This is a genomic window from Microbacterium sp. NPDC058389, from assembly GCF_042722305.1.
Classification (GTDB): domain Bacteria; phylum Actinomycetota; class Actinomycetes; order Actinomycetales; family Microbacteriaceae; genus Microbacterium.
Genome location: NZ_JBHXJQ010000007.1, coordinates 168,409 through 192,878 on the forward strand (window position 1 = coordinate 168,409; position 24,470 = coordinate 192,878).

Sequence of the window (24,470 nt, forward strand, 5' to 3'; positions counted from 1 at the left end):
CCGACGACGGGATGCCGCCTTCCCGGGCTCTGCAAGAGCCTGGGCAGGCGGCATCCCTCGTTGCGGGGTCCGCCGTCAGCTCAGCCCGCCGTCGATCGAGCGGGTGAACTCGGCAGGGTCCTCGGGCACGAGCACGGGCGTCTCGCGGTTGAGGCTCTCGCCGCGGAAGAACGGCTTGGCGCCCGGGAACATCCACCACACCAGCATCAGGACGACGCCGAGCAGGAGCGAGCCGATGCCGAGGACGAACGTCCCGCCGATGCCGAACAGCACCGTGTAGCCGTAGTCGACGTCCCACATGTCGATCGCGGACTGGACGAAGGCGTACGTGAGCATGAGCGCGCCGAGCAGCGGGAAGATGCCCTTGAACCACAGGTTTCGCGCTGAGGTGAACAGGTCCTTGCGGAAGTACCACACGCTCGCGTACCCGGTGATGCCGTAGTAGAACGCGATGGCGAGACCGAGCGAGAGGATCGAGTCCTGCAGGATGTTGTCGCTGATGAGCGTCATGCCGATGTAGTAGACGCTGGCCACGATGCCCATGACGATCGTCGAGAACGACGGCGTCTTGTACTTCGGGTGCACGTTCATGAACCTGCGCGGCAGCGCGCGGTACGCCGCCATCGCGAGCGTGCCACGGGCCGTCGGGAGGATCGTGGTCTGGGTCGACGAGACCGCCGAGATCAGCACCGCGACGACGAGGACCCAGCCGAAGGGGCCGAGCAGGCCGTCCTTGATGGACAGGAAGAAGTCGTCGGCGTTCGCCTCGTTGCCCAGGCCCGTCCCGGTGTCGCCGAGTCCGGCGTACATCATGGCGGCCACCGTCACACCCACGTAGGTGACGAGGAGGATGACGCACGTCAGGAGCGCCGCGCGACCGGGGATGCGCTTGGGGTCCTTCGTCTCCTCGTTGAGCGCGAGGCACGTGTCCCAGCCCCAGTAGATGAACAGCGCCAGCAGCACGGCCTCCGTGAAGCCGTGCCAGTCGGTGAACGCCGCCGGGTTGAACCACGACCAGTCGATGGGGGTGGGGTTCGGCGCCGTGCCGGTGAAGTACTGCCACACCGCGGCGATCACGAAGATCACGAGCGCGAGGTACTGGATGCCGAGCAGCACGTTCTGGATGCGTTCGCCGATCTCGACGCCGCGCCAGCTGATCCAGGTCATCGCGAGGATGAACACGACGCCCGTCGCCGTCACGAGCGGGACGTTGTCGGACAGAAGGGCGTCCTCGGGGCTGCCGATGATCCCGTCGACCAAGGCCCACAGGTAGATGCCGCCGATCTGCGCGAGATTGGCCAGCACGACCATGCCGGCCACGGCGACGCCCCAGCCGCCCAGCCAGCCGGTGATCGGACCGAACGCCTTGGTGCCCCACGTGAACGTGGTGCCGCAGTCGGGGACGTCGTTGTTGAGCTCGCGATAGGCGAAGGCGATGAACAGCATCGGGATGAACGCGATGATGAACGCGATCGGCGCCTGGGCGCCGACAGCGAGCACCACCCAGCCGAGCGTCGCGACGAGGGAGTAGACCGGTGCGGTGGACGCGAGGCCGATGACGGTGGAACCCCATAGTCCCAGCGTGCCGGCCGCGAGCCCCTTGCCGTCCGGTCGATCGAGATCGATGGGTGAAGTGGCCACAGTGCGACGTTAAGTGCCCGGAGAGGGCCCGGTCAACGCGGGGTCCTGACGGATCGGCTGGAATCGGAGGCGGGCAGGACGATGCGGACGGGGTCGGCGCCCGCCGACATCAGCCATGCCCGGCCGCGCCCCGGCTCGCAGAACGGCGGCACGCCGCGGTACCCGGCGAGGATCCGCAGCTCGGCGGCGCACGACGTGTCGACGACGAGATCGTGGTCGCCACGCACGTCGGCGAGGAGGCGCCAGTGCCGTTGCCAGTCCTCGGGCTCGCCGATCAGCACGAGCCGACCGGTCGCCGCCGTGGAGGGATCGGCGGCGTACTCGTCGAGCGCACAGACCCGTGCTCCCCCTGCCTCCCACGTCGCGAGGGCCTGGCGGCTCGATGGTGACCGGCGGGCGACGACGCCCGTCAGTCGGGTCGACGGCTCCCACGGGGCGATGGCGGGGGCGGCTTCGTGGGACCCGCGCTGCATCGGGGACGCCAGCGCCACCTGGATCGTGCGGCCGTCGAGCCGACCGCGCCCGGCCGGTGCCCCCGCATCGAACGACGAAGGATCGCCGCCCGCCCCGGCGTGATCGATGCGGGTGGGGTACGGCAGCACCAGCCGCCGCGGGAACAGCTCGGCCAGCCGCGCCACCGCTCCGGGCATGCGGTGCGCCCCCGCGACGACGAGAGCGCCCGCGTCTCCTGCCCGCCGGATCGTGAGGTCGAGCCGCTCCCACACCGCCGCCGCGTAGTCGGCGGGGAACCGGCCGGAGATCGCGTCGAGGTCGTCGGCCACCACGAGTGTGCCGGCCGCCGGAGGCTGCTCGGCGAGCGCGGCGACGGCGTCCCACAGCCCCTCCGGGTCAACGGGCAGCCGCAGGGATCGCGCCGCCTGCGCGCACACGAGGTCGAGGACGTTCGACACGCCCGATCCCGGGCCGCCCAGCACGAGCAGCGCGCGATCGGCGGGGGTCAGCGCGACCACGGGCTGACGCTGACGTTCGGGCTCGTCGGCGACACCGAGCAGCACGGCGCCGGTCGGGGCGTCCGGGCGGTCGGCCAGCTCGGCGAGCGGCACTCGATCGGGCAGCTCGGGCAGCCACGGTCGACGTGGAGTCTCCTCGCCACCGCGCGCCGAGGCGGCTGCGACATCCTCCGGTCCCGACAGCGCGATGCGCACGGGAACGGGCTGCGCGTCGGCGGAGCGCCGGATGAGGGCGCTGCCACGGCCGGCTGCACCGCCCGGCAGCAGCGCGGCGTCGTCCACTCCGAGGAGAGCCCGGCTGTCGGCCGCGTCGGTGACGCGCAGGCTGAGTCGCAGCGGGCAGTTCGCCAGCAGGTTGTCTCGGATCACTCCGGCCGCCCGCTGCGTTCCGAGCACGAGGTGGATCCCCAGCGCCCGCCCCCGCGCCGCCAGATCGGCGAACACGGCGTGCAGCTCGGGGTGGTCGGCCAGGAGTGCCGCGAACTCGTCGACGACCACCACGAGCCGCGGCAGCCGCACGCGCGGGTCGAGGATGTCGCGGGCACCCGCCGTGGCGATGGCCGACTCGCGTCGACGCAGCTCGGCCCGCAGGCTCTCGATCGCCCGGCGCGCGCCCGCGCCGTCGAGGTCGGTGATGACTCCCGTGACGTGCGGTACACCCGCCAGCGCGTCGAAGGCGGTGCCGCCCTTGAAGTCCGCCAGCAGGAAGGTCACCTCATCGGCCGACCGCGTCGCGCACAGCGACAGGATCCACGTGATCAGCAGCTCGCTCTTGCCCGAACCGGTGACGCCGGCGACGACCGCGTGCGGCCCGTCCTGCACCAGGTCGACGACGAACGGCTCGGCGCCGACGCGACCGATGACGGCGGGCAGGCCTCCTCGGGTCTGGCCGGGCGTCGGATGCCCCGCCCGCAGCGCGGCCAGGAGGATCGGCTCGGACGCGCCACGGGCGATGCCGAGGCTGTGCTCGGCACGCGCGGCGAGTCCGGTGGCGACCGCCACCGCCTGCGCGAGCGACACCGCCTCGACCGCCAGCGGAACCTCCTCGCCCGAGAACTCGAGTCGCGCAGCGCCGGGCGAAGCGACGGTCACCACCGCGGCGCAGCGCGGCGGCAGCGGGTCACCGGGCCGGCAGCGGGCCACGGCGATGTCGGCATCCGCGGGGACTCGACCTCCTGGCCCGACGATCGCGAGCCGGACGCCGGAGCTGGCCGAGCCGTGCGGGAGCACGGCTGCCCGCTCCTGCTCGCCGTCGCACGGACCCACGATCCGCAGGTCGCCGGGAGCATGCGCGAGACACAGCTGCAGCACGAGGGCGCGCTGCACGGCAGCGGCGACCGTGTCAGGGCCGACCACGACGACCCCTCCCTCGGCGGGCACGGTCACCGGTGCCGATGCGAGGCGGGCGGCCCGGCGACGCAGGGCCGCGGCATCCACGTCCCCGTCGCCCCCGGTGATCCTCACGCCGCTCGCCCGTTCGCCCGCGCCGACCACGATCGATCCGACCGCGCCGCCGCGCCACACATCGTCCTCGCGGACGTCGAACCGTGCGACGTCGGGATGGCGCACCCACAGCTGGGCGCGCTCGGCGTCGTGGCGCACGGTCACCGTGGCCGCCACGCGCGCACGGGCCCGCGCCGCATCGACCGCGGCGCGTCGCCCGTCGCGACGTGCGACTCGCCGTGCATCGAGCAGCGTCGCTGCCGCGATCAGGGGGCCGAGCAGGGCGAACCACAGCGAGAAGGCCGAACCGGTGAAGAGCCACAGGGCGACGGCTCCGACGACCGGCACGACGGCGGCGACGAACGGCAGCGGAGGGCGGGCGGGGGCCGTCCACGCTGCAGGAAGCGTCAGCGCCTCATCGTCCGGCAGGCTCGCGGGGAAGCCGTCGCGCGGCACGACGTCGACGGGCGAGAGGGAGCGGGGAGTCGGTCGCACCCCCACAGTCCACTCCCCGGCCGGCGACCGCGGGCAGCACGAGCGCGGTCCTGGGGAGAACCCGCGTCAGTCGTCGTCTGTGGAGGAGGCCGCGCCGTCCGCGGCGGCGGCGGCCGCGGCATCCACGTCGATGGGTCCGGTGTCGGCGTCCGCTGCGTCGGCCGCGTCGTCGCGCTCGCGGGCCGCGGCAGGGTCTTTGACGTCGAGCACGACGATCGTGATGTTGTCGCGCCCGCCGTTCTCGAGCGCGGCCTCGAGCATCGCCGTCACGGCGGCGGCCGGGTCGGCGTTCTCGTCGAGGAAGTGCCGGATGCCGTAGTCGGTCAGCTCTTTGGTCAGGCCGTCGGAGCAGATCACGAAGCGGTCGCCGTCGGCGACGTCGAGGCGGACGTAGTCCGGCTTCACGCCGTCGCTCGGCCCGACGGCACGCGTGATGACGTTGCCGTACGGGTGGTTCTCGGCCTCTTCGGGACTCAGGCGGCCGGCGGCGACGAGCTCCTGCACGACGGAGTGGTCGGTCGTGATCTGCACGATCGCGCCGTCGCGCACGAGGTACACGCGGGAGTCGCCGATGTTGAGCGTCACCCAGTGGGCCGCCTCGCCGGTCGTGTCGAGGAAGACGCCGGTCACCGTCGTCCCGGTGCCGTCGTCGGTCGCCTCCGGATGCGACGCGATGTCCTTCACCGCACGGGCGAGCGCCTTCTCGATCGTCTTCGGGTTCACGAGGCCCGCATCGGCGACCGCCGTGAGGCGCTCGATGGTACTCGCGCTCGCGATCTCGCCGCCGACGTGCCCGCCCATGCCGTCGGCGACGACGAACAGCGGGTAGTCCGCGAAGAACGCGTCCTGATTCACCTCTCGGCGACGACCGGTGTCGGTCGCCGCGGCCCATGAGAGCTCGAGCACGCCACCGGGAACCGGGACGGTGCGCGATTGGGTGGATACCTCAGGCACGCCCTGTCCTCCCGATCGACGGCATCGAGACCGGGCGGCCCCGCGTCTTCACATACTAGTGGGTCACTCCGTCGCGTCCTCGGACTCGGCGAGTGCGTCGACGACGATCTGCGTCGTGGTCGGCGGCGGGCCGAGCGGCACCGTGGCGACCGCGAGCGGCTCGTCCTCGTCGATGGCGCCCTCGAACTGCGCGTTGTACAGGCGCCAGTAGGCGCCCTTCGCAGCGAGCAGCTCGTCATGCGAGCCCTGCTCGACGATCGCGCCGTTCTCCATCACCAGGATGAGATCGGCATCGCGGATCGTCGAGAGCCGGTGGGCGATGACGAACGCGGTCCGGTCCTCGCGCAGCCGCGACATCGCACGCTGGATGAGCAGCTCGGTGCGCGTGTCGACCGACGACGTCGCCTCGTCGAGGATCAGGATGCGCGGATCGGCGAGGAACGCGCGCGCGATCGTGACGAGCTGACGCTCGCCGACGCTGAGATTGGTGGCCTCGTCGTCGAGCAGCGTGTCGTACCCGTCCGGCAGCGCGTGCACGAACCTGTCGACGTAGGCGGCGGTCGCGGCCGCGACCAGCTCCTCCTCGGAGGCGTCGGGTCGTCCGTAGAGGATGTTCTCGCGGATCGTGCCGGCGAACAGCCACGTGTCCTGCAGCACCATGCCGGTGCGGCGGCGCAGGTCGTCCCGCGTCATGTGCAGCGTGTCGACGCCGTCGAGCGTGATGCGCCCCGAATCGACGTCGTAGAACCGCATGATGAGGTTCACCAGCGTCGTCTTGCCGGCACCTGTCGGACCGACGATCGCGACCGTGCTCCCCGGGCGCGCCGCGAGGGTCAGCCCGTCGATCAGCGGCTTGTCGTCGACGTACCGGAACGAGACGTCCTCGAACTCCAGTCGGCTCGCGGTGTCGCCCACGGTCTGGGCGTCCTCGTCGTCGGGAGTCTGCTCGTCCTCGTCGAGCAGCTCGAACACGCGCTCGGCGCTCGCGACGCCAGACTGCAGCAGGTTCGCCATCGACCCGAGCTGGCTGAGCGGCTGCGTGAACTGGCGCGAGTACTGGATGAACGCCTGCACGTCGCCGATCGTCATGAGTCCCGCGGCCACCTGCAGGCCGCCGACGACCGCGATCGCGACGTAGACCAGGTTGCCGATGAACATCATGGCGGGCATGATCACGCCCGACAGGAACTGCGCGCCGAAGCTCGCACGGTACAGTTGCTCGTTCTCGCGCAGGAAGTCCGCCTCGACCTCCTGCTGGTGGCCGAACACCTTCACGATCGAGTGGCCGGAGAACGTCTCCTCGACACGGGCGTTGAGCACGCCCGTGTGCGCCCACTGCTGCACGAAGAGCTTCTGCGACCGTCGCGCCACCAGCACCGTGATGAGGAGCGTCAGCGGGATCGTGACGAGCGCGATGACCGCCAGGAGCGGCGAGATGACGAACATCATGACCAGCACGCCGATGACCGTCAGCAGCGAGATGACCAGCTGCGACAGCGTCTGCTGCATCGTCTGCCCGATGTTGTCGACGTCGTTGGTGACGCGGCTCAGCAGCTCGCCGCGCTGCACGCGGTCGAAGTACGACAGCGGCAGGCGGTGGATCTTGTCCTCGACCTGCAGGCGCAGCCGGTGCATCGCGCGCTGCACGATGCCGTTGAGGATGCGGGCCTGCAGCCACCCGAACACACTCGAGAAGAGGTACACCGCGAGCACGGCCGAGAGGATCCACGCCAGCTGGTCGAAGTCGATCCCCGCGCCCGGCACGAAGTCCATCGCCGAGATCATGTTCGCCTGGTCCTGGTTTCCCGACGCGACGAGCTGGTCGATGACCTGCTGCTTGGTCACCCCCGCCGGGACCTGGAGCGAGATGAACCCGGCGAACACCACGTTCGTGCCCTCGCCGAGGAGCTTCGGACCGATCACCGACAGCGTGACCGACAGGATGCCGAGCACGAGCACGCCGATCAGCCGCGGCGTGTCCGAGCGCAGCGTGCCGAGCAGGCGCTTGGCACTGGGGCCGAAGTTCTGGGCCTTGGCCGCGGGGGCGCCCGCGCCGCCGCCGAAGGGACCGCGACCACCGGGGCCGGCCGGACGCGCCGGCGCCGAACTCTGCTGGCCGCTCATGCCGCCGCCTCCGCCGCGAGCTGCGATTCCACGATCTCGCGGTACGTCTCGCACGTCTCGACGAGGTCGTCGTGCACGCCGATCCCGACGATCCGACCGTGGTCGAGCACCACGATCTGATCTGCGTGCTGGATGGTCGACACGCGCTGCGCGACAACGAGCCGTGTCGCGTCGGGCAGGTGCGTGTCGAGCGCACGCCTGAGGGCGGCATCCGTCCGCAGGTCCAGCGCCGAGAACGAGTCGTCGAAGATGTAGACCTCGGGACGCTTGACGAGCGCCCGCGCGATCGCCAGCCGCTGCCGCTGACCGCCCGACACATTCGTGCCGCCCTGCGCGATCTGCGACTCGAGGCCGTCGGGCATCGCCCGCACGAAGTCGGCGCCCTGCGCGAGCTCCAGCGCATCCCACAGCTGCTCGTCAGTCGCGTCGTGGTCGCCGTACCGCAGGTTCGACGCCACCGTGCCCGAGAACAGGAACGCGCGCTGCGGCACGAGTCCGACGCGCGTCCACAGCTCGTCCGGGTCGTACTCGCGCACGTCGACGCCGTCCACGCGCACCGCGCCGGAAGTGACGTCGAACAGTCGGGGCACGAGGCTCACGAGAGTCGTCTTGCCCGACCCGGTCGAGCCGATGATCGCTGTCGTCGTACCGGGCTCGATCGAGAAGCTGAGGTCGTGCAGCACCGCGTCCTCAGCACCCGGGTAGGCGAAGTCGACGTGGTCGAACTCGACGCGGCCGACAGGTGCGGGAGCGGATGCCGCCACCGCCGGCGCCGACACCGACGGCTCGGTCTCGAGCACCTCGCCGATGCGGTTCGCACACACGGCCGCGCGCGGGATCATCACGAACATGAACGTCGCCATCATGACGCCCATGAGGATCTGCATGAGGTAGTTGAGGAAGGCGAACAGCGTACCGATCTGCACCCCGTTGTCCTGGACCTGGAACGCACCGAACCAGATCACCGCGACGCTCGAGAGGTTCATCACGAGCATGACCGCGGGGAACATCAGCGCCATCAGGTTGCCGGCTCGCAGCGCCGTGTCCTTGACATCGTCGCTGGCCTTGGCGAATCGCGCGCGCTCCTCGCGCTCGCGCACGAAGGCGCGCACGACGCGGATGCCCGAGAGCTGCTCCCGCATGATCTGGTTGACCCGGTCGATCCGCTTCTGCATCTGCGTGAAGGCCGGCACCATGCGGGTCACGATCAGCCCGACGATGATGAGCAGCACCGGGATCGACACCGCCATCAGCCACGACAGCCCGACATCCTGTCGGATCGCCATGATCACGCCGCCGATCGCCAGGATCGGCGCCGAGACCATGAGCGTCGCCGACACCTGCACGAGCATCTGCACCTGCTGCACGTCGTTCGTGTTGCGCGTGATCAGCGAGGGGGCCCCGAACTGGCCGACCTCGCGCTGCGAGAAGGCGACGACGCGATGGAAGAGATCGCCGCGCATGTCGCGGCCGATCCCCATGGCCAGGCGCGATCCGAAGTACACCGCGATGATCGAGCAGATCACCTGCGCGAGGCTCACGAGCAGCATGACGCCGCCCGTCCGCCAGATGTACGGGATGTCGCCCTGGACGACTCCCTGGTCGATGATGTCGGCGTTCAGCGTCGGCAGCCACAGCGATGCGATCGACTGGGCCAGCTGGAACACCACCACGGCCACGATGAGCAGCCAGGCGGGGCGGAGATATCGCCCCAGGAGCTTCCCGAGCACGGCGGTCCTTTCCGGCGCGCGGCTTCGCCCGCTTCACGGACCGCGCACGAGAAGTGGCGCTACGCCTGCCCGCGCATCGCCGACAACCCGGCGCGTACGCCGTCGGCGAACTCCGCGACAGCGCCCGCGCACCGCGCCCCGGCGGGCCCCGGCGGCCGTGACACGGCCGCCGGGAGACGGCTCAGGCCGCGGCCTCCGGCGGGGGGAACAAGCCGTCCAGCAGCTGCAGATCGGCCTCGGTCGGCGTCCACGCGGTGGCCGCCTCGGCGTTCGCGCGCACCTGCTCGGGCGTGGTGGCGCCGGCGATGACGCTCGACAGCGACGGATGCGACAGCAGCCACCCGAACGTGGCCTGGAGCATCGTGATGCCGCGCTCGTCGCAGAACGCCTGGTACGCCTCGAGGTCGTCCCAGGGCGCCTCGTAATAGAGGTTCGCGCGCTGGCGCATGATGCGGGAGTCGACCGGGGCGTCGTCGCGCGTGAACTTGCCGGTGAGCAGTCCGTTGTGCAGCGGGAAGTAGGGGAAGAACCCGAGGCCGTATCGCTCGACCGCCCGCAGCACGTTGCGCTCAGACCCGCGCGACAGCAGGCTGTACTGGTTCTGCGCCGAGATGTAGGGCACGCCGCGGCGCATGAGGGCGGTGAAGTGCGCCTCGGCGATCTGCCAGCCCGAGAAGTTCGAGTGGCCGATGTAGCGCACCTTGCCCTCGCGCACGAGGTCGCCGAGGGTGTCGAGGGTCTCCTCCATCGGCGTGTCGTTGTCGGGCACGTGCAGCTGGTACAGGTCGATCCAGTCGGTCCGCAGGCGGGTGAGGGATGCCTCGACCGCGCGTCGGATGTACGACCGCGAGCCCTTTGCACCCGACAACGGGTAGCCCATGTCGCGCCCCGGATGCCCGAACTTCGTCGCGAGGATCACCTGATCGCGACGCCCCTGCAGCGCCTCGCCCATGAGCGTCTCGGACAGTCCCGGCTGCCCGCCGTACATGTCGGCGGTGTCGAGGAACGTGATGCCGGCGTCGATCGCGGCATCGAGGACGGCGCGCGTGCCCTCGAGCGTCTCGGTGCGGGTGCCTTCACGGCCGAAGTTGTTGCAGCCGAGGCCGACGGCGGACACGAGCAGGCCGGACGCGCCGACACGGCGCAGCGGAACAGTGGGGGTCATGCCTCCACGTTATCCCCGCTGCGGAGGGCTCTCCGCCGGGGTCCGCCGAGGCCGCGAGCACGGAACAGCCCCTCACCCGAAGGCGAGGGGCTGTTCCGTCGAGATCACTCCTTGGGTGCCTCGGGGGCTTCCGGCGCGGCTGGCGGCTCGGTCGCCGGCGGCTCGGTGGCCGCGGGCGCCTGGGGCGCGGCGGGCGGAGCCGGAGGCGTGACCGGCGGCTGCGCGGCGGGCGGAGCCGGAGGCGTGACCGGCGGCTGCGCGGCGGGCGGAGCCGGAGGCGTCACCGGCGGCTGCGCGGCGGGAGCCGCGGGCGGAGCCGGCGGAGGCGTGTAGCCCGCCGGCGGCGCAGGCGGCGCGGTGTAGCCCGCCGGCGGCTGGTAGCCGGCCGGGGCGCCCGGTGCGGTGGCGGGGTTGGCCGGGTAGCCGGCCGCGGGAACCTGGCTGGGCACACCGGCCCAGACGGTCTTGTCGGCGAGGAAGTTGCCCGCCCACGGAGCGGCGGGGATCGCGGTGTTCCAGCGGGAGCGGTCGAAGGCGTTGATACCGAGCCACACGATCGCGAGGAAGAAGTAGAGGATCAGCCAGACGGCCTCCTTCTGCAGCTTCAGTCCGATGCGCCAGGCCGCGGCGAGCGAGTACAGGAAGGCCGCGAGGCCGATGAGCCAGCCCAGGACCGGCACCCAGCCGAGAACGGCTGTGCCACCCCACAGGATCAGCAGCCACCACGGGTTGAGGTCGCCGAGCTTGACGAAGATCAGCGTGTTGTAGAACGGCACCCAGGCGCGCCACTTGCCCTGCACTCCCGCCTTCTCGAAGATCTTCATGAGGAACCAGGAGCCGATGATGTAGGCGGCTACGGCGAACAGGAAGAAGAGCGGAGCGAGGATCAGGAACGCCCAGACGCTCCCATACCCGCTGTCGTCGTACGAATCCATGGTGCGACCTCCAAGAGAGTCGGGTGGGCGCATTGTCGGCACGCCCGCGGGGCACCTGCCCCGCTCGACACATGCTATCGACGCTCTCAGCTTCCTGTCAGCATTCGTGACGTAAAGGGGGGATAGCCCCTCTGGGCGACGGTGGATAGCCTGAGCACAATTCCCCGACCGAAGGGCCATCCATGACCGACCCGACCCCGTCCGCCGCCACTCCCCCGCCGCTGCCCGACCAGTCCGCAGCAGCCGCCGCCGCGAGTGCGCCGGCCCCGGCGCCCGCCGCCACGGCCTCCGACCCGGACGACACCGGAGTCCCGCCGGTCGTCGGCGAAGCCGCCGACGTCGGCCGTGGGTTCTTCGCGGCGCTGTTCGACCTGTCGTTCCGCACGTTCATCACACGGCGCCTCGCGAGCGTGTTCTACCTCGTCGGCCTCATCGCGATCGGCATCGGATTCGTCGTGTACTTCGTGGGCGGCATCCTGAGCGGCATCTCGATGATGTGGTTCAACCCCGGAGCCGGCATCAGCGCGCTCATCGCGACGATCATCGTCGTGCCGGTGCTGACGTTCCTCGCGATCATCCTGCTCCGGTTCATCATCGAGGGCGTGGTCGCCCTGATCGCGATCGCCGAGAACACCGAGCGCACCGCCCAGCACACCAAGCGCTGACGCCTCGACGGGCTCGGCGACCGGCGCCTGGGCCCGGCGACGCGTCAGGCGAACAGTTCGAGCTCGCCGACGGCGGACTCGCGGACGCGCAGGCCGGCGGCATCCGCCCATCGCACGAAGCCCGCGGCGGACGAGATGCGCGGACGCTCGTCGGCGAGGCGGCGAACCAGCGCGCCCTTCGCGTGCTTGTTGAAGTGGTTGAGGGCACGCACCGCGCCGTCGGTCGCCTCGCTCACGACGCGCACGTAGCGGGTCGGGATGCCGTCGGGCACGGGTCCGAGCGCGACGTACGCCTCGGAGCGCAGGTCGAGAACGAAGCGCGGGTCGCGGTCCCCGAGCGCGGCCGACACCGCCTCGGCCCACACCCGTCGGAGCGCCGGCACGCCGGGCAGCGAGGTGCCTGCACCCAGCCGGTAGGCGGGGATCGGGTCGAGCGCCCCCACGGGCCCGAACGGTGCCGAGTGGACGAGGACGTGCGCTCCCAGCCAGCGGCGTGAGGCGGACGGGAGGGATGCCGCATCCAGCGCGTCGAAGAGCACACCGGTGTAGCGGTCCACCGCGGCCATCGTCGGGGCGTCGCGCAGCGCGGCGTTCACGGCCACCTCGCTCCGCTGCTTCGGCCCGAGCTTCAGCACGCGCGCGGCGGCGTCCTCGTCCGCCGACAGCGCGATGAGCGCGTCGACGACGGCGCTGCGCTGCGGCGCGAGCGCCGGCAGGGCGAGACCCGACGCGTCGAACGGGCGCCCGGCGCCGCCGGGACGCTTGGTCTCGGACGGCGGCAGCAGGATCAGCATGGGCTTCTCGGATTCTCAGGCGAAGGGCGGTCTCTGCGGCAGAAAACGACTCGGCCGATCCCCGAAGGGACCGGCCGAGTGCGGTTGTCGCTGTGCGATCAGGAGATCAGCGCGGCGTTCCCCGCGACGATGGTGAGGTCGTCGCCCTCCATCGAGAGGAAGCCGTCCTGCGCGTTCGCGATGATCTTCGTGCCCGAGGTCTCGGTGATGCGCACCTGACCCTCGGCCAGGATCGCGAGCACCGGCTCGTGTCCGGTCATGAAGCCGATCTCGCCCTCGACGGTCTTGGCGACCACGAGCGAGGCTTCACCCGACCAGACCTCCGCGTCCGCGGAGACGAGGCTGACGTTGAGCGGCATGTCAGCCGTTCTCCTTCTGGATGCGCGCCCACTGCTCCTCGACGTCGGAGATGCCGCCGACGTTGAAGAACGCCTGCTCGGCGACGTGGTCGAACTCGCCCTTGACGATCGCGTCGAACGACTCGATGGTCTCCTTGATCGGAACCGTCGAACCCTCGACACCGGTGAACTTCTTCGCCATGTAGGTGTTCTGCGAGAGGAACTGCTGGATGCGGCGCGCGCGGGCGACGACGATCTTGTCCTCTTCCGAGAGCTCGTCGACACCGAGGATCGCGATGATCTCCTGCAGCTCCTTGTTCTTCTGGAGGATCTGCTTCACGGCGGTGGCCACGCGGTAGTGGTCCTCGCCGATGTAGCGCGGGTCCAGGATGCGGCTCGTCGAGGTGAGCGGGTCGATGGCGGGGTACAGACCCTTCGACGCGATCTCACGCGAGAGCTCGGTGGTGGCATCGAGGTGCGCGAACGTGGTCGCCGGCGCCGGGTCGGTGTAGTCGTCGGCGGGGACGTAGATCGCCTGCAGCGAGGTGATCGAGTGACCGCGCGTCGAGGTGATGCGCTCCTGGAGCACACCCATCTCGTCGGCGAGGTTCGGCTGGTAGCCCACGGCGGAGGGCATGCGGCCGAGCAGCGTCGAGACCTCGGAACCGGCCTGCGTGAAGCGGAAGATGTTGTCGATGAACAGCAGCACGTCCTGCTTCTGGACGTCGCGGAAGTACTCCGCCATCGTCAGCGCCGACAGGGCGACGCGCAGACGCGTCCCCGGCGGCTCGTCCATCTGGCCGAAGACGAGAGCGGTCTTGTCGAAGACGCCCGCCTCCTCCATCTCACCGATGAGGTCGTTGCCCTCACGGGTGCGCTCGCCGACACCGGCGAACACCGACACACCACCGTGGTCCTGCGCGACGCGCTGGATCATCTCCTGGATGAGGACCGTCTTGCCGACGCCGGCACCGCCGAAGAGGCCGATCTTTCCACCCTGCACGTACGGGGTGAGAAGGTCGATCGACTTGATGCCGGTCTCGAACATCTCGGTCTTGGACTCGAGCTGGTCGAACGACGGCGCCTGGCGGTGGATGCCCCACCGCTCGGTGACCTCGACGGTCTCGCCCGGAGCGGCGTTGAGGACGTCACCCGTGACGTTGAACACCTTTCCCTTGGTGACGTCGCCGACGGGGACCGTGATGGGGCCGCCGGTGTCGCGCACTTCCTGGCCGCGGACCATGCCGTCGGTGGGCTTCAGCGAGATGGCGCGGACGAGGTCGTCGCCGAGGTGCTGGGCGACCTCGAGCGTGATCTCGCTCGACTCGTCGCCGATGGTGATCGTGGTCTTCAGCGCGTTGTAGATGTCGGGGATCGCGTCGTGCGGGAACTCGATGTCGACGACCGGGCCGGTGACGCGCGCGACGCGTCCGACCGCGGTCGCGGTCTTCTCAGCGGTGAGGCTCATGGCTTCTTCTCTTTCGTGTGGTCTTTGCGCAGCGGGTCACTTGCCGGAGGACAGAGCGTCGGCGCCGCCGACGATCTCGGCGATCTGCTGCGTGATCTCGGCCTGGCGCGCGTTGTTGCGCAGGCGCGTGTAGTCGGTGATGAGCTTGTCGGCGTTGTCGCTCGCGGACTTCATCGCCTTCTGCGTCGCGGCGTGCTTCGCGGCCGACGACTGCAGCAGGGCGTTGAACACGCGGCTCTGGATGTACACCGGCAGGAGCGCGTCGAGGACCGTCGCGGCATCCGGCTCGAACTCGTAGAGCGGGTAGACCTGGGCCGAAGACTCCTCTTCGGCCTCGACGACCTCCAGCGGCAGCATGCGGACGGTCTCAGGAGACTGCGTCATCATGCTGACGAAGCGGTTGTAGACGAGGTGGATCTCGTCGACGCCGCCGCTGTCGCCGCCGCGGTCGTACGCGTCGAGCAGCGCCGCCGCGATCTCTTCCGCGGTGGAGAAGTGCGGCGTGTCGGTGTCGCCCGTCCACTCCCCCGCACTCTCCATGCGACGGAACTGGAAGTACCCGACGGCCTTGCGGCCGACCAGGTAGAACACCGGCTCCTTGCCCTGCTCGCGCAGCAGCTGTGCGAGCTCGAGGCCCTCACGGAGGATCTGCGAGTTGAACGCGCCCGCCAGACCACGGTCGGACGAGAAGATCACGACGGCGGAGCGGCGGATCGTCTCACGTTCGACGGTCAGCGGGTGGTCGACGTTGGAGTGCGTCGCCACGGCGGAGACGGCCCGCGTCACGGCACGCGCGAAGGGCGACGACGCGCGCACACGCGCCATCGCCTTCTGGATGCGCGAAGCCGCGATGAGTTCCATCGCCTTCGTGATCTTCTTGGTCGTCTGAGCAGAACTGATCTTCTGCTTGTAGACCCGGAGTTGTGCGCCCATGGTTGTTAGCCCAGGCCCGCCTTAGCGGCGGCCCTTGACGATCTTCTCCTGGTTCACGTCTTCGGCCTCGGCCGCCGCGACCTCTTCGTGGCCGGGCTTGCCGATCGCCTGGCCCTTGCCGGCGCGGAACTCGAGGATGAACTCGTCCGTCTTCTTGCTGAGCTCGGCGACCGTGTCGTCGTCCAGGACGTTCGTCTCACGCAGGGTGTCGAGGATCGTCGTGTTGCGACGCAGGTAGTCCAGCAGCTCGCGCTCGAACGACAGCACGTCCTCGACCTCGATCGTGTCGAGCTTGCCGTTGGTGCCGGCCCAGACCGAGACGACCTGCTCCTCGACCGGGTACGGCGAGTACTGCGGCTGCTTGAGCAGCTCGGTCAGGCGCGCGCCACGGGCGAGCTGACGACGGGATGCGGCGTCGAGGTCCGAGGCGAACATCGCGAAGGCCTCGAGCGAACGGTACTGGGCGAGCTCGAGCTTGAGCGTGCCGGAGACCTTCTTGATCGACTTGACCTGAGCGTCACCGCCGACGCGAGAGACCGAGATGCCCACGTCGACCGCGGGACGCTGGTTGGCGTTGAACAGGTCGGACTGCAGGAAGATCTGGCCGTCGGTGATCGAGATCACGTTGGTCGGGATGTACGCCGAGACGTCGTTGGCCTTGGTCTCGATGATGGGAAGACCCGTCATCGAACCGGCGCCCAGCTCGTCCGACAGCTTCGCGCAGCGCTCGAGCAGACGCGAGTGCAGGTAGAAGACGTCGCCGGGGTACGCCTCGCGGCCCGGCGGGCGGCGCAGCAGCAGCGACACGGCACGGTAGGCCTCGGCCTGCTTCGACAGGTCGTCGAAGATGATGAGGACGTGCTTGCCCTCGTACATCCAGTGCTGGCCGATGGCCGAACCGGTGTAGGGCGCGAGGTACTTGAAGCCGGCGGGGTCCGAGGCGGGAGCGGCGACGATGGTGGTGTACTCCATCGCGCCGGCGTCCTCGAGGGCGCCCTTGACGGCGGCGATCGTGGAGCCCTTCTGGCCGATCGCGACGTAGATGCAGCGGACCTGCTTGTTGACGTCGCCCGACTCCCAGTTGGAGCGCTGGTTGATGATCGTGTCGATCGCGATCGCCGTCTTGCCGGTCTGGCGGTCGCCGATGATGAGCTGGCGCTGGCCGCGGCCGACCGGGATCATCGCGTCGATGGCCTTGATGCCGGTCTGGAGGGGCTCGTGCACCGACTTGCGTTGCATGACGCCGGGCGCCTGCAGCTCGAGGGCGCGACGGCCGACGGTGGCGATCTCGCCGAGGCCGTCGATCGCGTTGCCGAGCGGGTCGACGACGCGGCCGAGGTAGCCGTCGCCGACGGCGACCGACAGCACCTCACCCGTGCGGGTGACCTGCTGACCGGCCTCGATGCCGGCGAAGTCGCCGAGCACGACCGTGCCGATCTCGTGCTCGTCGAGGTTGAGGGCGAGGCCCTGGGTGCCGTCCGCGAACGTCACGAGCTCGTTCGCCATGACACCCGGCAGGCCCTCGATGTGCGCGATGCCGTCTGCGGCGTCGATGACGGTGCCGACCTCGGTGGCCGCAGCCCCCGAGGGCTCGTAGGCGGCGACGAAGTCCTTCAGCGCGTCACGGATGACGTCGGGGCTGATAGAGAGATCTGCCATTGTTTTCCTTCGTTCATGGGGCCTCGGCCCCGAAATCTCCGCCGGTGGCGGGAAGTCTGTGTCAGCCGGCGAGCCGCTGACGGAGGTCGGCCAGACGCGACGAGACGCTCGCGTCGATCACGTCGTCCGCGATCTGGACGCGCAGGCCGCCGACGACGGTCGGGTCGACGATCGTGTTGAGCGAGACCCGCGTGCCGTAGCGCTTCGTCAGCGCGGCGGTGAGCCGGTCGCGCTGCGCGGCGCTCAGCGGCGCTGCGGCCACGACCGTCGCCACGGAGCGGCCGCGCTGGTCGGCGACCAGCTTGGTCGCGCGCGACAGCAGCTGCCGCACGCGGCGCTCACGGGGCTGGCGGATGAGGGATGCCGCGATCAGCGTCGCCTCTTCGCTCGCGCGGCCCTTCAGCAGCGACTCGACGAGCGTGGCCTTCGCGGCGGAGTCGCCGAGACGGCTCCCGAGCGCGAGCTCGAGCTCGGGGTTGTCTGCCACGGTCCGCGAGAAGGCGAACAGCTCGGCTTCGACGTCGGCGTTCGCATCGGCCACGGCCGCCGCGCGCACCGCGAGCTCTTCGATGCCGTCGATCAGGTCGTCGGCGTTCGACCAGCGCTGCGCGACGGCGGTCGTCAGCAGCGACGCCGTCGTGGGCTTCACGGCAGGGCCGAAGACGGCGGCCACGACCTGCCGGCGAGCCTCCGCCGGTGCGGCGGAGTCGGCCAGCGCGCCGCTCAGCTGCGACGAGTCGCCCACGGCGCGTGCCGCGGCGAAGAGCTCGCGGGCGACGTCGAGGTCGACGCCGGTCGCGGCGTCGAGCGCCGCGGTCGTCGCCGCGAGGGCCTGAGTGGTCGCGCTGCCCATTACGCCTTGGCCCCTTCGGACTCTTCGAGCTCCGCGAGGAAGCGGTCGACGACGGCCTGGGCCTTCGCGTCGTCCGACAGGGTCTCGCCGATGACGCCGCCGGCGAGGTCGAGGGCGAGCGTGCCCACCTCGCTGCGCAGCGACACGAGCGCGGTCTGGCGCTCGGCCTCGATCTGAGCGTGTGCGGTCGAGGTCAGGCGTGCGGCTTCCGCCGAAGCGGTCTCCTTCGCCTCGGCGACGATCTTCTTGCCGTCCTCACGGGCGGCGTCGCGGATCTCACCGGCCTCCTTGCGCGCCTCGGCGAGCTGCGAGGTGTACTCCTCGAGCGCGGCCTCGGCCTTGCGCTGGGCCTCGTCGGCCTTGGCGATGTTGCCCTCGATCGCCGCAGAGCGCTCGTCGAGCAGCTTCTTCATCCGGGGAAGGGCGACCTTCCAGAAGATGAAGAGGATGATGACGAAGCAGACGGCAGACCAGATGATGTCGTACGGCGCGGGCAGCAGGGGGTTGTGAGTCTCCCCCTCTTCCGCCGCGTACGCGACAAGAGCGTTCAGCATCCTGTCTCCTTAGGACTGTGTATCGGCGATCAGACGAAGATGAAGTAGGTCGCGATGCCGATGAAGGCGAGCGCCTCGGTGAAGGCGATACCGATCCACATGAGCACCTGCAGGCGACCCGCGAGCTCGGGCTGGCGGGCGACGCCCTCGATCGTCTTGCCGACGACGATGCCCACGCCGATGGCCGGACCGATCGCCGCAAGGCCGTAGCCCATCGTCGCGACGTTGCCGCTGAGCTCTGCGAGAACCGTAGTTGCGTCCACGGGGGTGTTTCCTTTCGGTTGTGGGCGGCCTTCCGGCCGTCCCGCTTTCAGTGCTCTTCGGCGACCGCGAGCTGGATGTAGACCGCGGTGAGAAGAGCGAAGACGTATGCCTGGAGGACGGCCACCAGGATTTCGAACAGGGTGAAGACGAAACCGAACGCGAGGCTTCCCGCGCCGAGGGCGATCCACCAGCCGCCGAGCTCGACGACGAAGAACTGCGTCGCGGCGAAGAAGAGGACCAGAAGGAGGTGGCCGACCATCATGTTCATGAGCAGTCGGAGCGTGAGCGTGACCGGACGGATGATGAACGTCGAGATGAGCTCGATCGGCGTCACGATGATGTAGATCGGCCACGGGACGCCCGACGGGAAGAGCGAGTTCTTGAAGAAGTTCTTCGGGCTCTTCTTGATGCCGGCGTAGATGAAGGTCACGTAGCTCACGACCGCGAGCAGCAGCGGCACCGCGATGATGCTCGTCCCGGCGATGTTCAGGAACGGGATGATGCCCGTGATGTTCATGAACAGCACCATGAAGAAGATCGTGGTGAGGATCGGCAGGAAGCGCTGGGCATCCTTCTTGCCGAGCAGGTCCTCGCCGATGTTCACCCGGACGAAGTCCAGGCCCATCTCGACGAGGCTCTGGAAGCGGCCCGGCACGACCCGCATGCGACGGGTGCCCAGCCAGAAGATCAGCACGATGGCGATCGTCGCCAGGAACTGGATCAGGTGGATGCGCGTGACGGGGATGACACCGAACGCTTCGAAGAGGACCGGAGGGAAGAACTCGTCGATCGACGGACCGTGGAACACGGGCGGTTCATCCGTGGCAAAGGGGGCGATCAGGGTCGCAGCATGAATAGACAGCGCTGGCTCCAGCTTCGGGGCACCGGTGAGAACCGTTGCGACGATGGTCGGTGAGCGTCACTCCGCCGCCACCACTCTCCACCAATTCAGGCAGGTGAGGGGCACGCGGGCGGGCGCGTGTTCAGCCTATCAAACTTGAGAGCTCGCTGAATCCGCTCGGGCCCTTTTACGCCTGCATTGGACGAACGTCAAGCACCCGCGCCGGAATCGTCCGTGCGCTCCCCCGCCTCGGGGTCGGTCGGAAGCTCCACGTCGACGACCGGCACGCGCATGCGCATGAGCACGACGACGTCGATGACGAGCGATGCGAGCACGCTGGCGACCAGCGCGACGAAGAAGACCGGGCCGACGATCCAGGGCTGGTCGCGCAGCACGAACAGCGCGATCAGGAACACGACGAACTTGAGGAGCCAGCCGCCGAGGACGATGCCGAAGAAGATCGGGACGTACAGGGCGTCGCCGAACCACCGGTTCGCGATGAGGATGCTGGCGGCCGTGATCCCGAGGAACACCGCCGCGATGACCACGCCGGCCAGTGCGCTCCACAGGCCGTCCACCCCCGCGACGAGGTAACCCACGATCGCGCCGACGACGGCGAGTGCGGCGGTGACCGAACCCGACCACACCAGGACGGTGCGCAGGATCGGTGTGCTGGAAACGGGACTGGCGCTCATCGGGCGGCCTCCTCGGTCGCGGGAACGGGCGTGGTCGGATGGTCGGGGGTGGGCGCAGAACCGGGCTCGGGTGCCGGTTCGGGCGTGGGATCGGATGCCGCGGCCACCGGCCGGCGGCGCGAGGGCGTGAACGTCACCGCGAGGCACGCGGCGATGCCGACGACGCCGTACACGACGCCGAACAGGTAGTCGCCGGGCCACTCGAGCGTGGTGCCGATGTACATCAGCAGCACGGACAGGCTCACGAGGGCCGTCCACGCGTAGAAGATCAGCACGGCGTCTCGGTCGGAGTGCCCCATGTCGAGCATGCGGTGGTGCAGGTGCTTGCGGTCGGGCGAGAACGGGGACTTGCCCTTGCTCATGCGCCGCACGACGGCGAGCCCGAAGTCCAGCAGCGGCAGGAGGACGACCACCACCGGCAGCAGGATGGGGATGAACGCACCCAGGAGCTGCGAGCGGCCGAACTCGTCGTTGTCGCCCACCATGGCCGGCGTGAAGTTGCCGGTGAGGGCGATGGCGGAGCACGCCATGAGGAGCCCGAGCATGAGAGCCCCGGCATCCCCCATGAAGAGCTTCGCGGGGCTCCAGTTCATCGGCAGGAAGCCGATGCAGGCGCCCACGAGCACGGCGGCTATGAACGAGGCCAGGTTGAAGAACGTGCTGGCGCCGGTGTCGCGCACCACCATGTACGAGTACGCGAAGAAGACGCCGTTGGCGATGAGGCACACGCCTGCGACGAGCCCGTCGAGCCCGTCGATGAAGTTGACCGCGTTCATCACGACCACGATCGAGAAGACCGTGAGGGTGAAGCTCACCCAGCTCGATCCGATCGCGAGCCCGCCGATCGGCAGCGAGTAGATCTGCAGCTGTCCGAACCAGGCGATCACTCCGGCGGCGAGGAACTGCGCGCCGAGCTTGATCATCCAGTCGAGGTCCCACAGGTCGTCGGCCACGCCGATGATGACGATCAGCGCCGTCGCGCCCAGCAGCGCGTAGATCTGCTGCGGCTGCGCCCACACGATGTCGAAGAAGGGATGCTGCGCCGACACCGCGAACGCGGCCACGACGCCCAGGAACATGGCGATTCCGCCCAGGCGGGGCGTCGGCGTCTTGTGGACGTCGCGCTCACGGATGCCGGGGTACAGCTTGTACCTGAGGCTGAGCCGCCACACCGCCCACGACAGGATGAAGGTGACGGCGGCGGTCAGGATGATCGTGAAGACGTACTGCTTCACGAGCCGTCCGGCTCCGGCTGCGCGTCCGGATCGGGCTCGAGCAGATCGCCGAGCACGCCACGCAGCTGCGCACGCGTGACTGCGCCGTCGCGCAGCACCTTGACGCTCGGCACGGGCCGGGCGTCGGCGTCGTCGCCGGTCGCCGGCGCTGCCGACCCCACCAGGCTCGTCGCGTCGATGATGGTCGAGGGGATGCCGTCCTTGGACGGGCCGTCGCCGAGGTACACCGCGACGCTGTCCTGCAGCATGTCGCGGGCGTCCTCGGGCGTGATGCCGGCCGCCATGCCGGTGAGGTTGGCGCTGGACACCGCGAGCGGGCCGGTCTCTTCGAGCAGCTCGAGCGCGATCCGGTGCGCGGGCATGCGCACCGCGACGGTGCCACGGGTCTCGCCGAGATCCCACGACAGCGACGGCTGCGCGGGCAGGACGATCGTGAGCCCGCCGGGCCAGAACTCCTCGACGAGCCGCTCGATGGGCTCCGGCACCTCGGCGACCAGCGCCCGCAGCGTCGCGACGCCGGCGACGAGCACCGGCGGCGGCGACTGCCGTCCGCGGCCCTTCGCGGCGAGGAGCCGGGCCACGGCCTGGTGGTCGAAGGCGTCGGCGGCGACGCCGTACACGGTGTCGGTGGGGATCACGACGAGCTCGCCGCGGCCGATGGCCTGGCGGGCCTGGCGCATGCCGCTGAGCAGCTGCGCCTCATCACGGCAGTCGAAGATGGGGGACATATCGCCGGATAGTTTAGCCGCGCCCGCTCCGAGAACTCCGCGCGATCCGGCGGCCGTTCATGGTCGCAGCGCCGTCGTGGCGCGGTCGCGCATCGTGAGGTCGGGATGCGTCGCGGCGGCCCGCCAGCCGTCGGCCTCGAGGATGCCGCGGATGGCCTCCCCCTGCCACTCGCCGTGCTCGATGACGATGATGCCGCCGGGGTGCGCGAGTCGCAGCCCGACGCCGCTCAGCACGCGGACCACGTCGAGGCCGTCCGCGCCGCCGTAGAGCGCCGCCGGCGGGTCGAAGAACCGCACCTCCGGGTCGCGCGGGATCGCTTCGTCCGGCACGTACGGCGGGTTCGACGCGACGACCGAGACGGTGCCGTCGAGCTCCGGGAAGGCGTGGGCGAGGTCGATGAACGCCAGGTGCGCGTTGCCGGCCCCGACGTGATCGAAGTTCTCCTTCGTCCACACGAACGCGTCGACGGAGTTCTCGGCGGCGTACACCTCGGCGTGGGGCACCTCGGTGGCCATCGCGAGGGCGATCGCGCCGGAGCCGGAGCCGAGATCGACCGCGATCGGAGACGGGGATGCCGCCTCCCGCAGCGCGTCGATCGCCAGCTGCGCCACCATCTCGGTCTCGGGCCGGGGCACGAAGACGCCGGGGCCGACCCGCAGCTCCAGGTGGCGGAACGGCGCCGTGCCGGTGAGGTGCTGCAGCGGCTCGCGCGTCGCGCGGCGCGCGACGAGGCCGTCGAGGCGCTCGGCGTCCTCGGCCGACAGCGCGTCGCCGCGGATGGCCGCGGCCTGCACTCCCCCGCGCCCGGTGCCCAGCACGAAGCCGACGAGGAGCTCGGCGTCGACGGCCGCATCGGGCACCCCGGCAGCGGCGAGGCGGTCGACGGCGCGGCGGAGCGCCTCGGCGAGAGGCAGGGCGGGGATGGAGGAAGTCATGACCGACCCACTCTATTTCGCGCACCCGTCACACAAGGACTCACATCGGATCCCGGGTCCTAGGCTGGGTCCGATCTGCCGTGAACCCTGCGAAAGGCCCGACATGCCCGGCATCCACTCCGATATCACCGCTGCTTTCGGCAACACCCCGCTGGTCCGCCTCAACCGCGTGACGGACGGCGCCGGGGCCGAGGTCTACGCCAAGCTCGAGTTCTACAACCCGGGCTCGAGCGTCAAGGACCGTCTCGGCATCGCCATCGTCGACGCCGCCGAGGCGTCGGGTGCGCTGCAGCCCGGCGGCACGATCGTCGAGGCCACCAGCGGCAACACCGGCATCGCGCTCGCCCTGGTCGGCGCCGCACGCGGCTACAAGGTCATCCTGACCATGCCGTCGTCGATGTCGGTCGAGCGCCGCCTGCTGCTGAAGGCCTTCGGCGCCCAGCTCGTGCTCACCGACCCCGCGGGCGGCATGAAGAACGCCGTCGCCGAGTCCGAGCGCATCGCCGCCGAGACGCCGGGCGCGATCCTCGCCAAGCAGTTCGAGAACGAGGCGAACCGCCTCATCCACCGCAAGACCACCGCCGAGGAGATCTGGCGCGACACCGACGGCGACGTCGACATCTTCGTCGCCGGCGTCGGCACGGGCGGCACCATCACGGGCGTCGGCCAGGTGCTCAAGGAGCGCAAGCCCGACGTGCGCGTCGTCGCCGTCGAGCCGTCGGCCTCGCCGCTGCTGTCGACCGGCACGCCCGGCCCTGCCAAGATCCAGGGCATCGGCCCCAACTTCGTGCCGCCGATCCTCGACACCACCGTCTACGACGAGGTCGTGACGGTCGAGTTCGAGGACGCCATCTCGACGTCGCGCGCTCTCGCGGCGAACGAGGGCATCCTCGTCGGCATCTCCAGCGGTGCCGCGGTGTGGGCCGCCATCCAGCTGGCCAAGCGCCCCGAGAACGCCGGCAAGAAGATCGTCGTCGTCACGCCCGACACGGGCGAGCGCTACCTGTCGACCGCGCTCTTCGAGGATCTGCGCGAAGATTGACCCGTCA

At 70.0% G+C, this 24,470-nt stretch carries 22 protein-coding genes; 2 read left to right on the plus strand and 20 right to left on the minus strand.

Annotated features, from left to right (window positions below):
- Positions 1-75 precede the first annotated feature (75 nt).
- From ACFWJ8_RS11885 to ACFWJ8_RS11915, 7 genes are all read right to left on the minus strand, one after another.
- A complete protein-coding gene (locus ACFWJ8_RS11885) occupies positions 76-1,641 on the minus strand; it encodes an APC family permease (protein ID WP_378811577.1) in 1,566 nt (521 codons plus the stop codon).
- Between the two features lie 32 nt (positions 1,642-1,673).
- Positions 1,674-4,550 carry an FtsK/SpoIIIE domain-containing protein gene (locus ACFWJ8_RS11890; RefSeq protein WP_378811579.1) on the minus strand — a complete coding sequence of 959 codons (2,877 nt, stop codon included), beginning with the start codon at positions 4,548-4,550 and terminating at the stop codon, positions 1,674-1,676.
- A 66-nt stretch (positions 4,551-4,616) separates the two neighbouring features.
- Positions 4,617-5,504 carry a PP2C family protein-serine/threonine phosphatase gene (locus tag ACFWJ8_RS11895; RefSeq protein ID WP_378811580.1) on the minus strand — a complete coding sequence of 296 codons (888 nt, stop codon included), beginning with the start codon at positions 5,502-5,504 and terminating at the stop codon, positions 4,617-4,619.
- Positions 5,505-5,567: 63 nt separating this feature from the next.
- Positions 5,568-7,628 carry an ABC transporter ATP-binding protein gene (locus tag ACFWJ8_RS11900; protein WP_378811582.1) on the minus strand — a complete coding sequence of 687 codons (2,061 nt, stop codon included), beginning with the start codon at positions 7,626-7,628 and terminating at the stop codon, positions 5,568-5,570.
- Positions 7,625-9,358: an ABC transporter ATP-binding protein gene (locus tag ACFWJ8_RS11905; protein WP_378811584.1), complete on the minus strand. Its 1,734-nt coding sequence runs from the start codon at positions 9,356-9,358 to the stop codon at positions 7,625-7,627. The genes ACFWJ8_RS11900 and ACFWJ8_RS11905 overlap by 4 nt, the downstream gene beginning before the upstream one ends.
- A 181-nt stretch (positions 9,359-9,539) precedes the next feature.
- Entirely contained in the window at positions 9,540-10,523 is a 984-nt protein-coding gene (locus ACFWJ8_RS11910) for an aldo/keto reductase (protein WP_378811585.1), read from the minus strand.
- Between the two features lie 104 nt (positions 10,524-10,627).
- Entirely contained in the window at positions 10,628-11,458 is an 831-nt protein-coding gene (locus tag ACFWJ8_RS11915) for a large exoprotein (RefSeq protein ID WP_378811586.1), read from the minus strand.
- 182 nt (positions 11,459-11,640) lie between these two features.
- On the opposite strand from ACFWJ8_RS11915, the gene ACFWJ8_RS11920 reads away from it, so the two are divergent.
- The gene (locus ACFWJ8_RS11920; protein WP_378811587.1) at positions 11,641-12,123 is read left to right on the plus strand and encodes a DUF4282 domain-containing protein; all 483 of its coding nucleotides are present in this window, start codon (positions 11,641-11,643) and stop codon (positions 12,121-12,123) included.
- A 44-nt stretch (positions 12,124-12,167) separates the two neighbouring features.
- On the opposite strand, the gene ACFWJ8_RS11925 is transcribed toward ACFWJ8_RS11920, so the two are convergent.
- From ACFWJ8_RS11925 to prmC, 13 genes are all read right to left on the minus strand, one after another.
- Positions 12,168-12,917: a YaaA family protein gene (locus ACFWJ8_RS11925; RefSeq protein ID WP_378811589.1), complete on the minus strand. Its 750-nt coding sequence runs from the start codon at positions 12,915-12,917 to the stop codon at positions 12,168-12,170.
- 98 nt (positions 12,918-13,015) lie between these two features.
- Positions 13,016-13,276 carry a F0F1 ATP synthase subunit epsilon gene (locus tag ACFWJ8_RS11930; RefSeq protein WP_378811590.1) on the minus strand — a complete coding sequence of 87 codons (261 nt, stop codon included), beginning with the start codon at positions 13,274-13,276 and terminating at the stop codon, positions 13,016-13,018.
- 1 nt (position 13,277) lies between these two features.
- Positions 13,278-14,723, minus strand: a complete 1,446-nt coding sequence (atpD, locus tag ACFWJ8_RS11935) for a F0F1 ATP synthase subunit beta (protein ID WP_378811591.1) — start codon at positions 14,721-14,723, stop codon at positions 13,278-13,280.
- A gap of 36 nt (positions 14,724-14,759) precedes the next feature.
- A complete protein-coding gene (locus tag ACFWJ8_RS11940) occupies positions 14,760-15,656 on the minus strand; it encodes a F0F1 ATP synthase subunit gamma (protein ID WP_378811592.1) in 897 nt (298 codons plus the stop codon).
- A 21-nt stretch (positions 15,657-15,677) separates the two neighbouring features.
- Entirely contained in the window at positions 15,678-17,315 is a 1,638-nt protein-coding gene (gene atpA / locus ACFWJ8_RS11945) for a F0F1 ATP synthase subunit alpha (protein WP_378811594.1), read from the minus strand.
- A gap of 61 nt (positions 17,316-17,376) precedes the next feature.
- Positions 17,377-18,168, minus strand: a complete 792-nt coding sequence (locus tag ACFWJ8_RS11950) for a F0F1 ATP synthase subunit delta (protein ID WP_378811596.1) — start codon at positions 18,166-18,168, stop codon at positions 17,377-17,379.
- Entirely contained in the window at positions 18,168-18,722 is a 555-nt protein-coding gene (locus ACFWJ8_RS11955; protein WP_378811597.1) for a F0F1 ATP synthase subunit B, read from the minus strand. Before ACFWJ8_RS11955 ends, ACFWJ8_RS11950 begins: the two co-directional genes overlap by 1 nt.
- Positions 18,723-18,751: 29 nt before the next feature.
- A complete protein-coding gene (gene atpE, locus ACFWJ8_RS11960; protein ID WP_045274135.1) occupies positions 18,752-18,985 on the minus strand; it encodes an ATP synthase F0 subunit C in 234 nt (77 codons plus the stop codon).
- Between the two features lie 47 nt (positions 18,986-19,032).
- Complete coding sequence (gene atpB, locus ACFWJ8_RS11965; RefSeq protein WP_378811598.1) at positions 19,033-19,794, minus strand: F0F1 ATP synthase subunit A; 762 nt, start codon at positions 19,792-19,794, stop codon at positions 19,033-19,035.
- A gap of 242 nt (positions 19,795-20,036) precedes the next feature.
- Positions 20,037-20,522 (minus strand): hypothetical protein, encoded by a 486-nt coding sequence (locus ACFWJ8_RS11970; protein ID WP_378811600.1) that lies wholly within the window; start codon positions 20,520-20,522, stop codon positions 20,037-20,039.
- A complete protein-coding gene (locus tag ACFWJ8_RS11975) occupies positions 20,519-21,757 on the minus strand; it encodes an undecaprenyl/decaprenyl-phosphate alpha-N-acetylglucosaminyl 1-phosphate transferase (RefSeq protein ID WP_378811602.1) in 1,239 nt (412 codons plus the stop codon). The genes ACFWJ8_RS11970 and ACFWJ8_RS11975 overlap by 4 nt, the downstream gene beginning before the upstream one ends.
- On the minus strand, positions 21,754-22,485 hold the full coding sequence (locus ACFWJ8_RS11980) for an L-threonylcarbamoyladenylate synthase (RefSeq protein ID WP_378811603.1): 732 nt from the start codon (positions 22,483-22,485) through the stop codon (positions 21,754-21,756). Before ACFWJ8_RS11980 ends, ACFWJ8_RS11975 begins: the two co-directional genes overlap by 4 nt.
- 57 nt (positions 22,486-22,542) lie before the next feature.
- Positions 22,543-23,421, minus strand: a complete 879-nt coding sequence (gene prmC / locus ACFWJ8_RS11985; RefSeq protein ID WP_378811605.1) for a peptide chain release factor N(5)-glutamine methyltransferase — start codon at positions 23,419-23,421, stop codon at positions 22,543-22,545.
- A 103-nt stretch (positions 23,422-23,524) separates the two neighbouring features.
- On the opposite strand from prmC, the gene cysK reads away from it, so the two are divergent.
- A complete protein-coding gene (cysK, locus tag ACFWJ8_RS11990) occupies positions 23,525-24,463 on the plus strand; it encodes a cysteine synthase A (RefSeq protein ID WP_378811606.1) in 939 nt (312 codons plus the stop codon).
- Positions 24,464-24,470: the final 7 nt, after the last annotated feature.

Coding starts and splice junctions, on each gene's coding strand:
- ACFWJ8_RS11900 (WP_378811582.1), bottom strand. CDS start 7,628: ATGAGCGGCCAGCAGAGTTCGGCGCCGGCGCGTCCGGCCGGCCCCGGT.
- ACFWJ8_RS11910 (WP_378811585.1), bottom strand. CDS start 10,523: ATGACCCCCACTGTTCCGCTGCGCCGTGTCGGCGCGTCCGGCCTGCTC.
- ACFWJ8_RS11915 (WP_378811586.1), bottom strand. CDS start 11,458: ATGGATTCGTACGACGACAGCGGGTATGGGAGCGTCTGGGCGTTCCTG.
- ACFWJ8_RS11920 (WP_378811587.1), top strand. CDS start 11,641: ATGACCGACCCGACCCCGTCCGCCGCCACTCCCCCGCCGCTGCCCGAC.
- ACFWJ8_RS11925 (WP_378811589.1), bottom strand. CDS start 12,917: ATGCTGATCCTGCTGCCGCCGTCCGAGACCAAGCGTCCCGGCGGCGCC.
- ACFWJ8_RS11930 (WP_378811590.1), bottom strand. CDS start 13,276: ATGCCGCTCAACGTCAGCCTCGTCTCCGCGGACGCGGAGGTCTGGTCG.
- atpD (WP_378811591.1), bottom strand. CDS start 14,723: ATGAGCCTCACCGCTGAGAAGACCGCGACCGCGGTCGGACGCGTCGCG.
- ACFWJ8_RS11940 (WP_378811592.1), bottom strand. CDS start 15,656: ATGGGCGCACAACTCCGGGTCTACAAGCAGAAGATCAGTTCTGCTCAG.
- atpA (WP_378811594.1), bottom strand. CDS start 17,315: ATGGCAGATCTCTCTATCAGCCCCGACGTCATCCGTGACGCGCTGAAG.
- ACFWJ8_RS11950 (WP_378811596.1), bottom strand. CDS start 18,168: ATGGGCAGCGCGACCACTCAGGCCCTCGCGGCGACGACCGCGGCGCTC.
- ACFWJ8_RS11955 (WP_378811597.1), bottom strand. CDS start 18,722: ATGCTGAACGCTCTTGTCGCGTACGCGGCGGAAGAGGGGGAGACTCAC.
- ACFWJ8_RS11970 (WP_378811600.1), bottom strand. CDS start 20,522: ATGAGCGCCAGTCCCGTTTCCAGCACACCGATCCTGCGCACCGTCCTG.
- ACFWJ8_RS11980 (WP_378811603.1), bottom strand. CDS start 22,485: ATGTCCCCCATCTTCGACTGCCGTGATGAGGCGCAGCTGCTCAGCGGC.
- prmC (WP_378811605.1), bottom strand. CDS start 23,421: ATGACTTCCTCCATCCCCGCCCTGCCTCTCGCCGAGGCGCTCCGCCGC.
- cysK (WP_378811606.1), top strand. CDS start 23,525: ATGCCCGGCATCCACTCCGATATCACCGCTGCTTTCGGCAACACCCCG.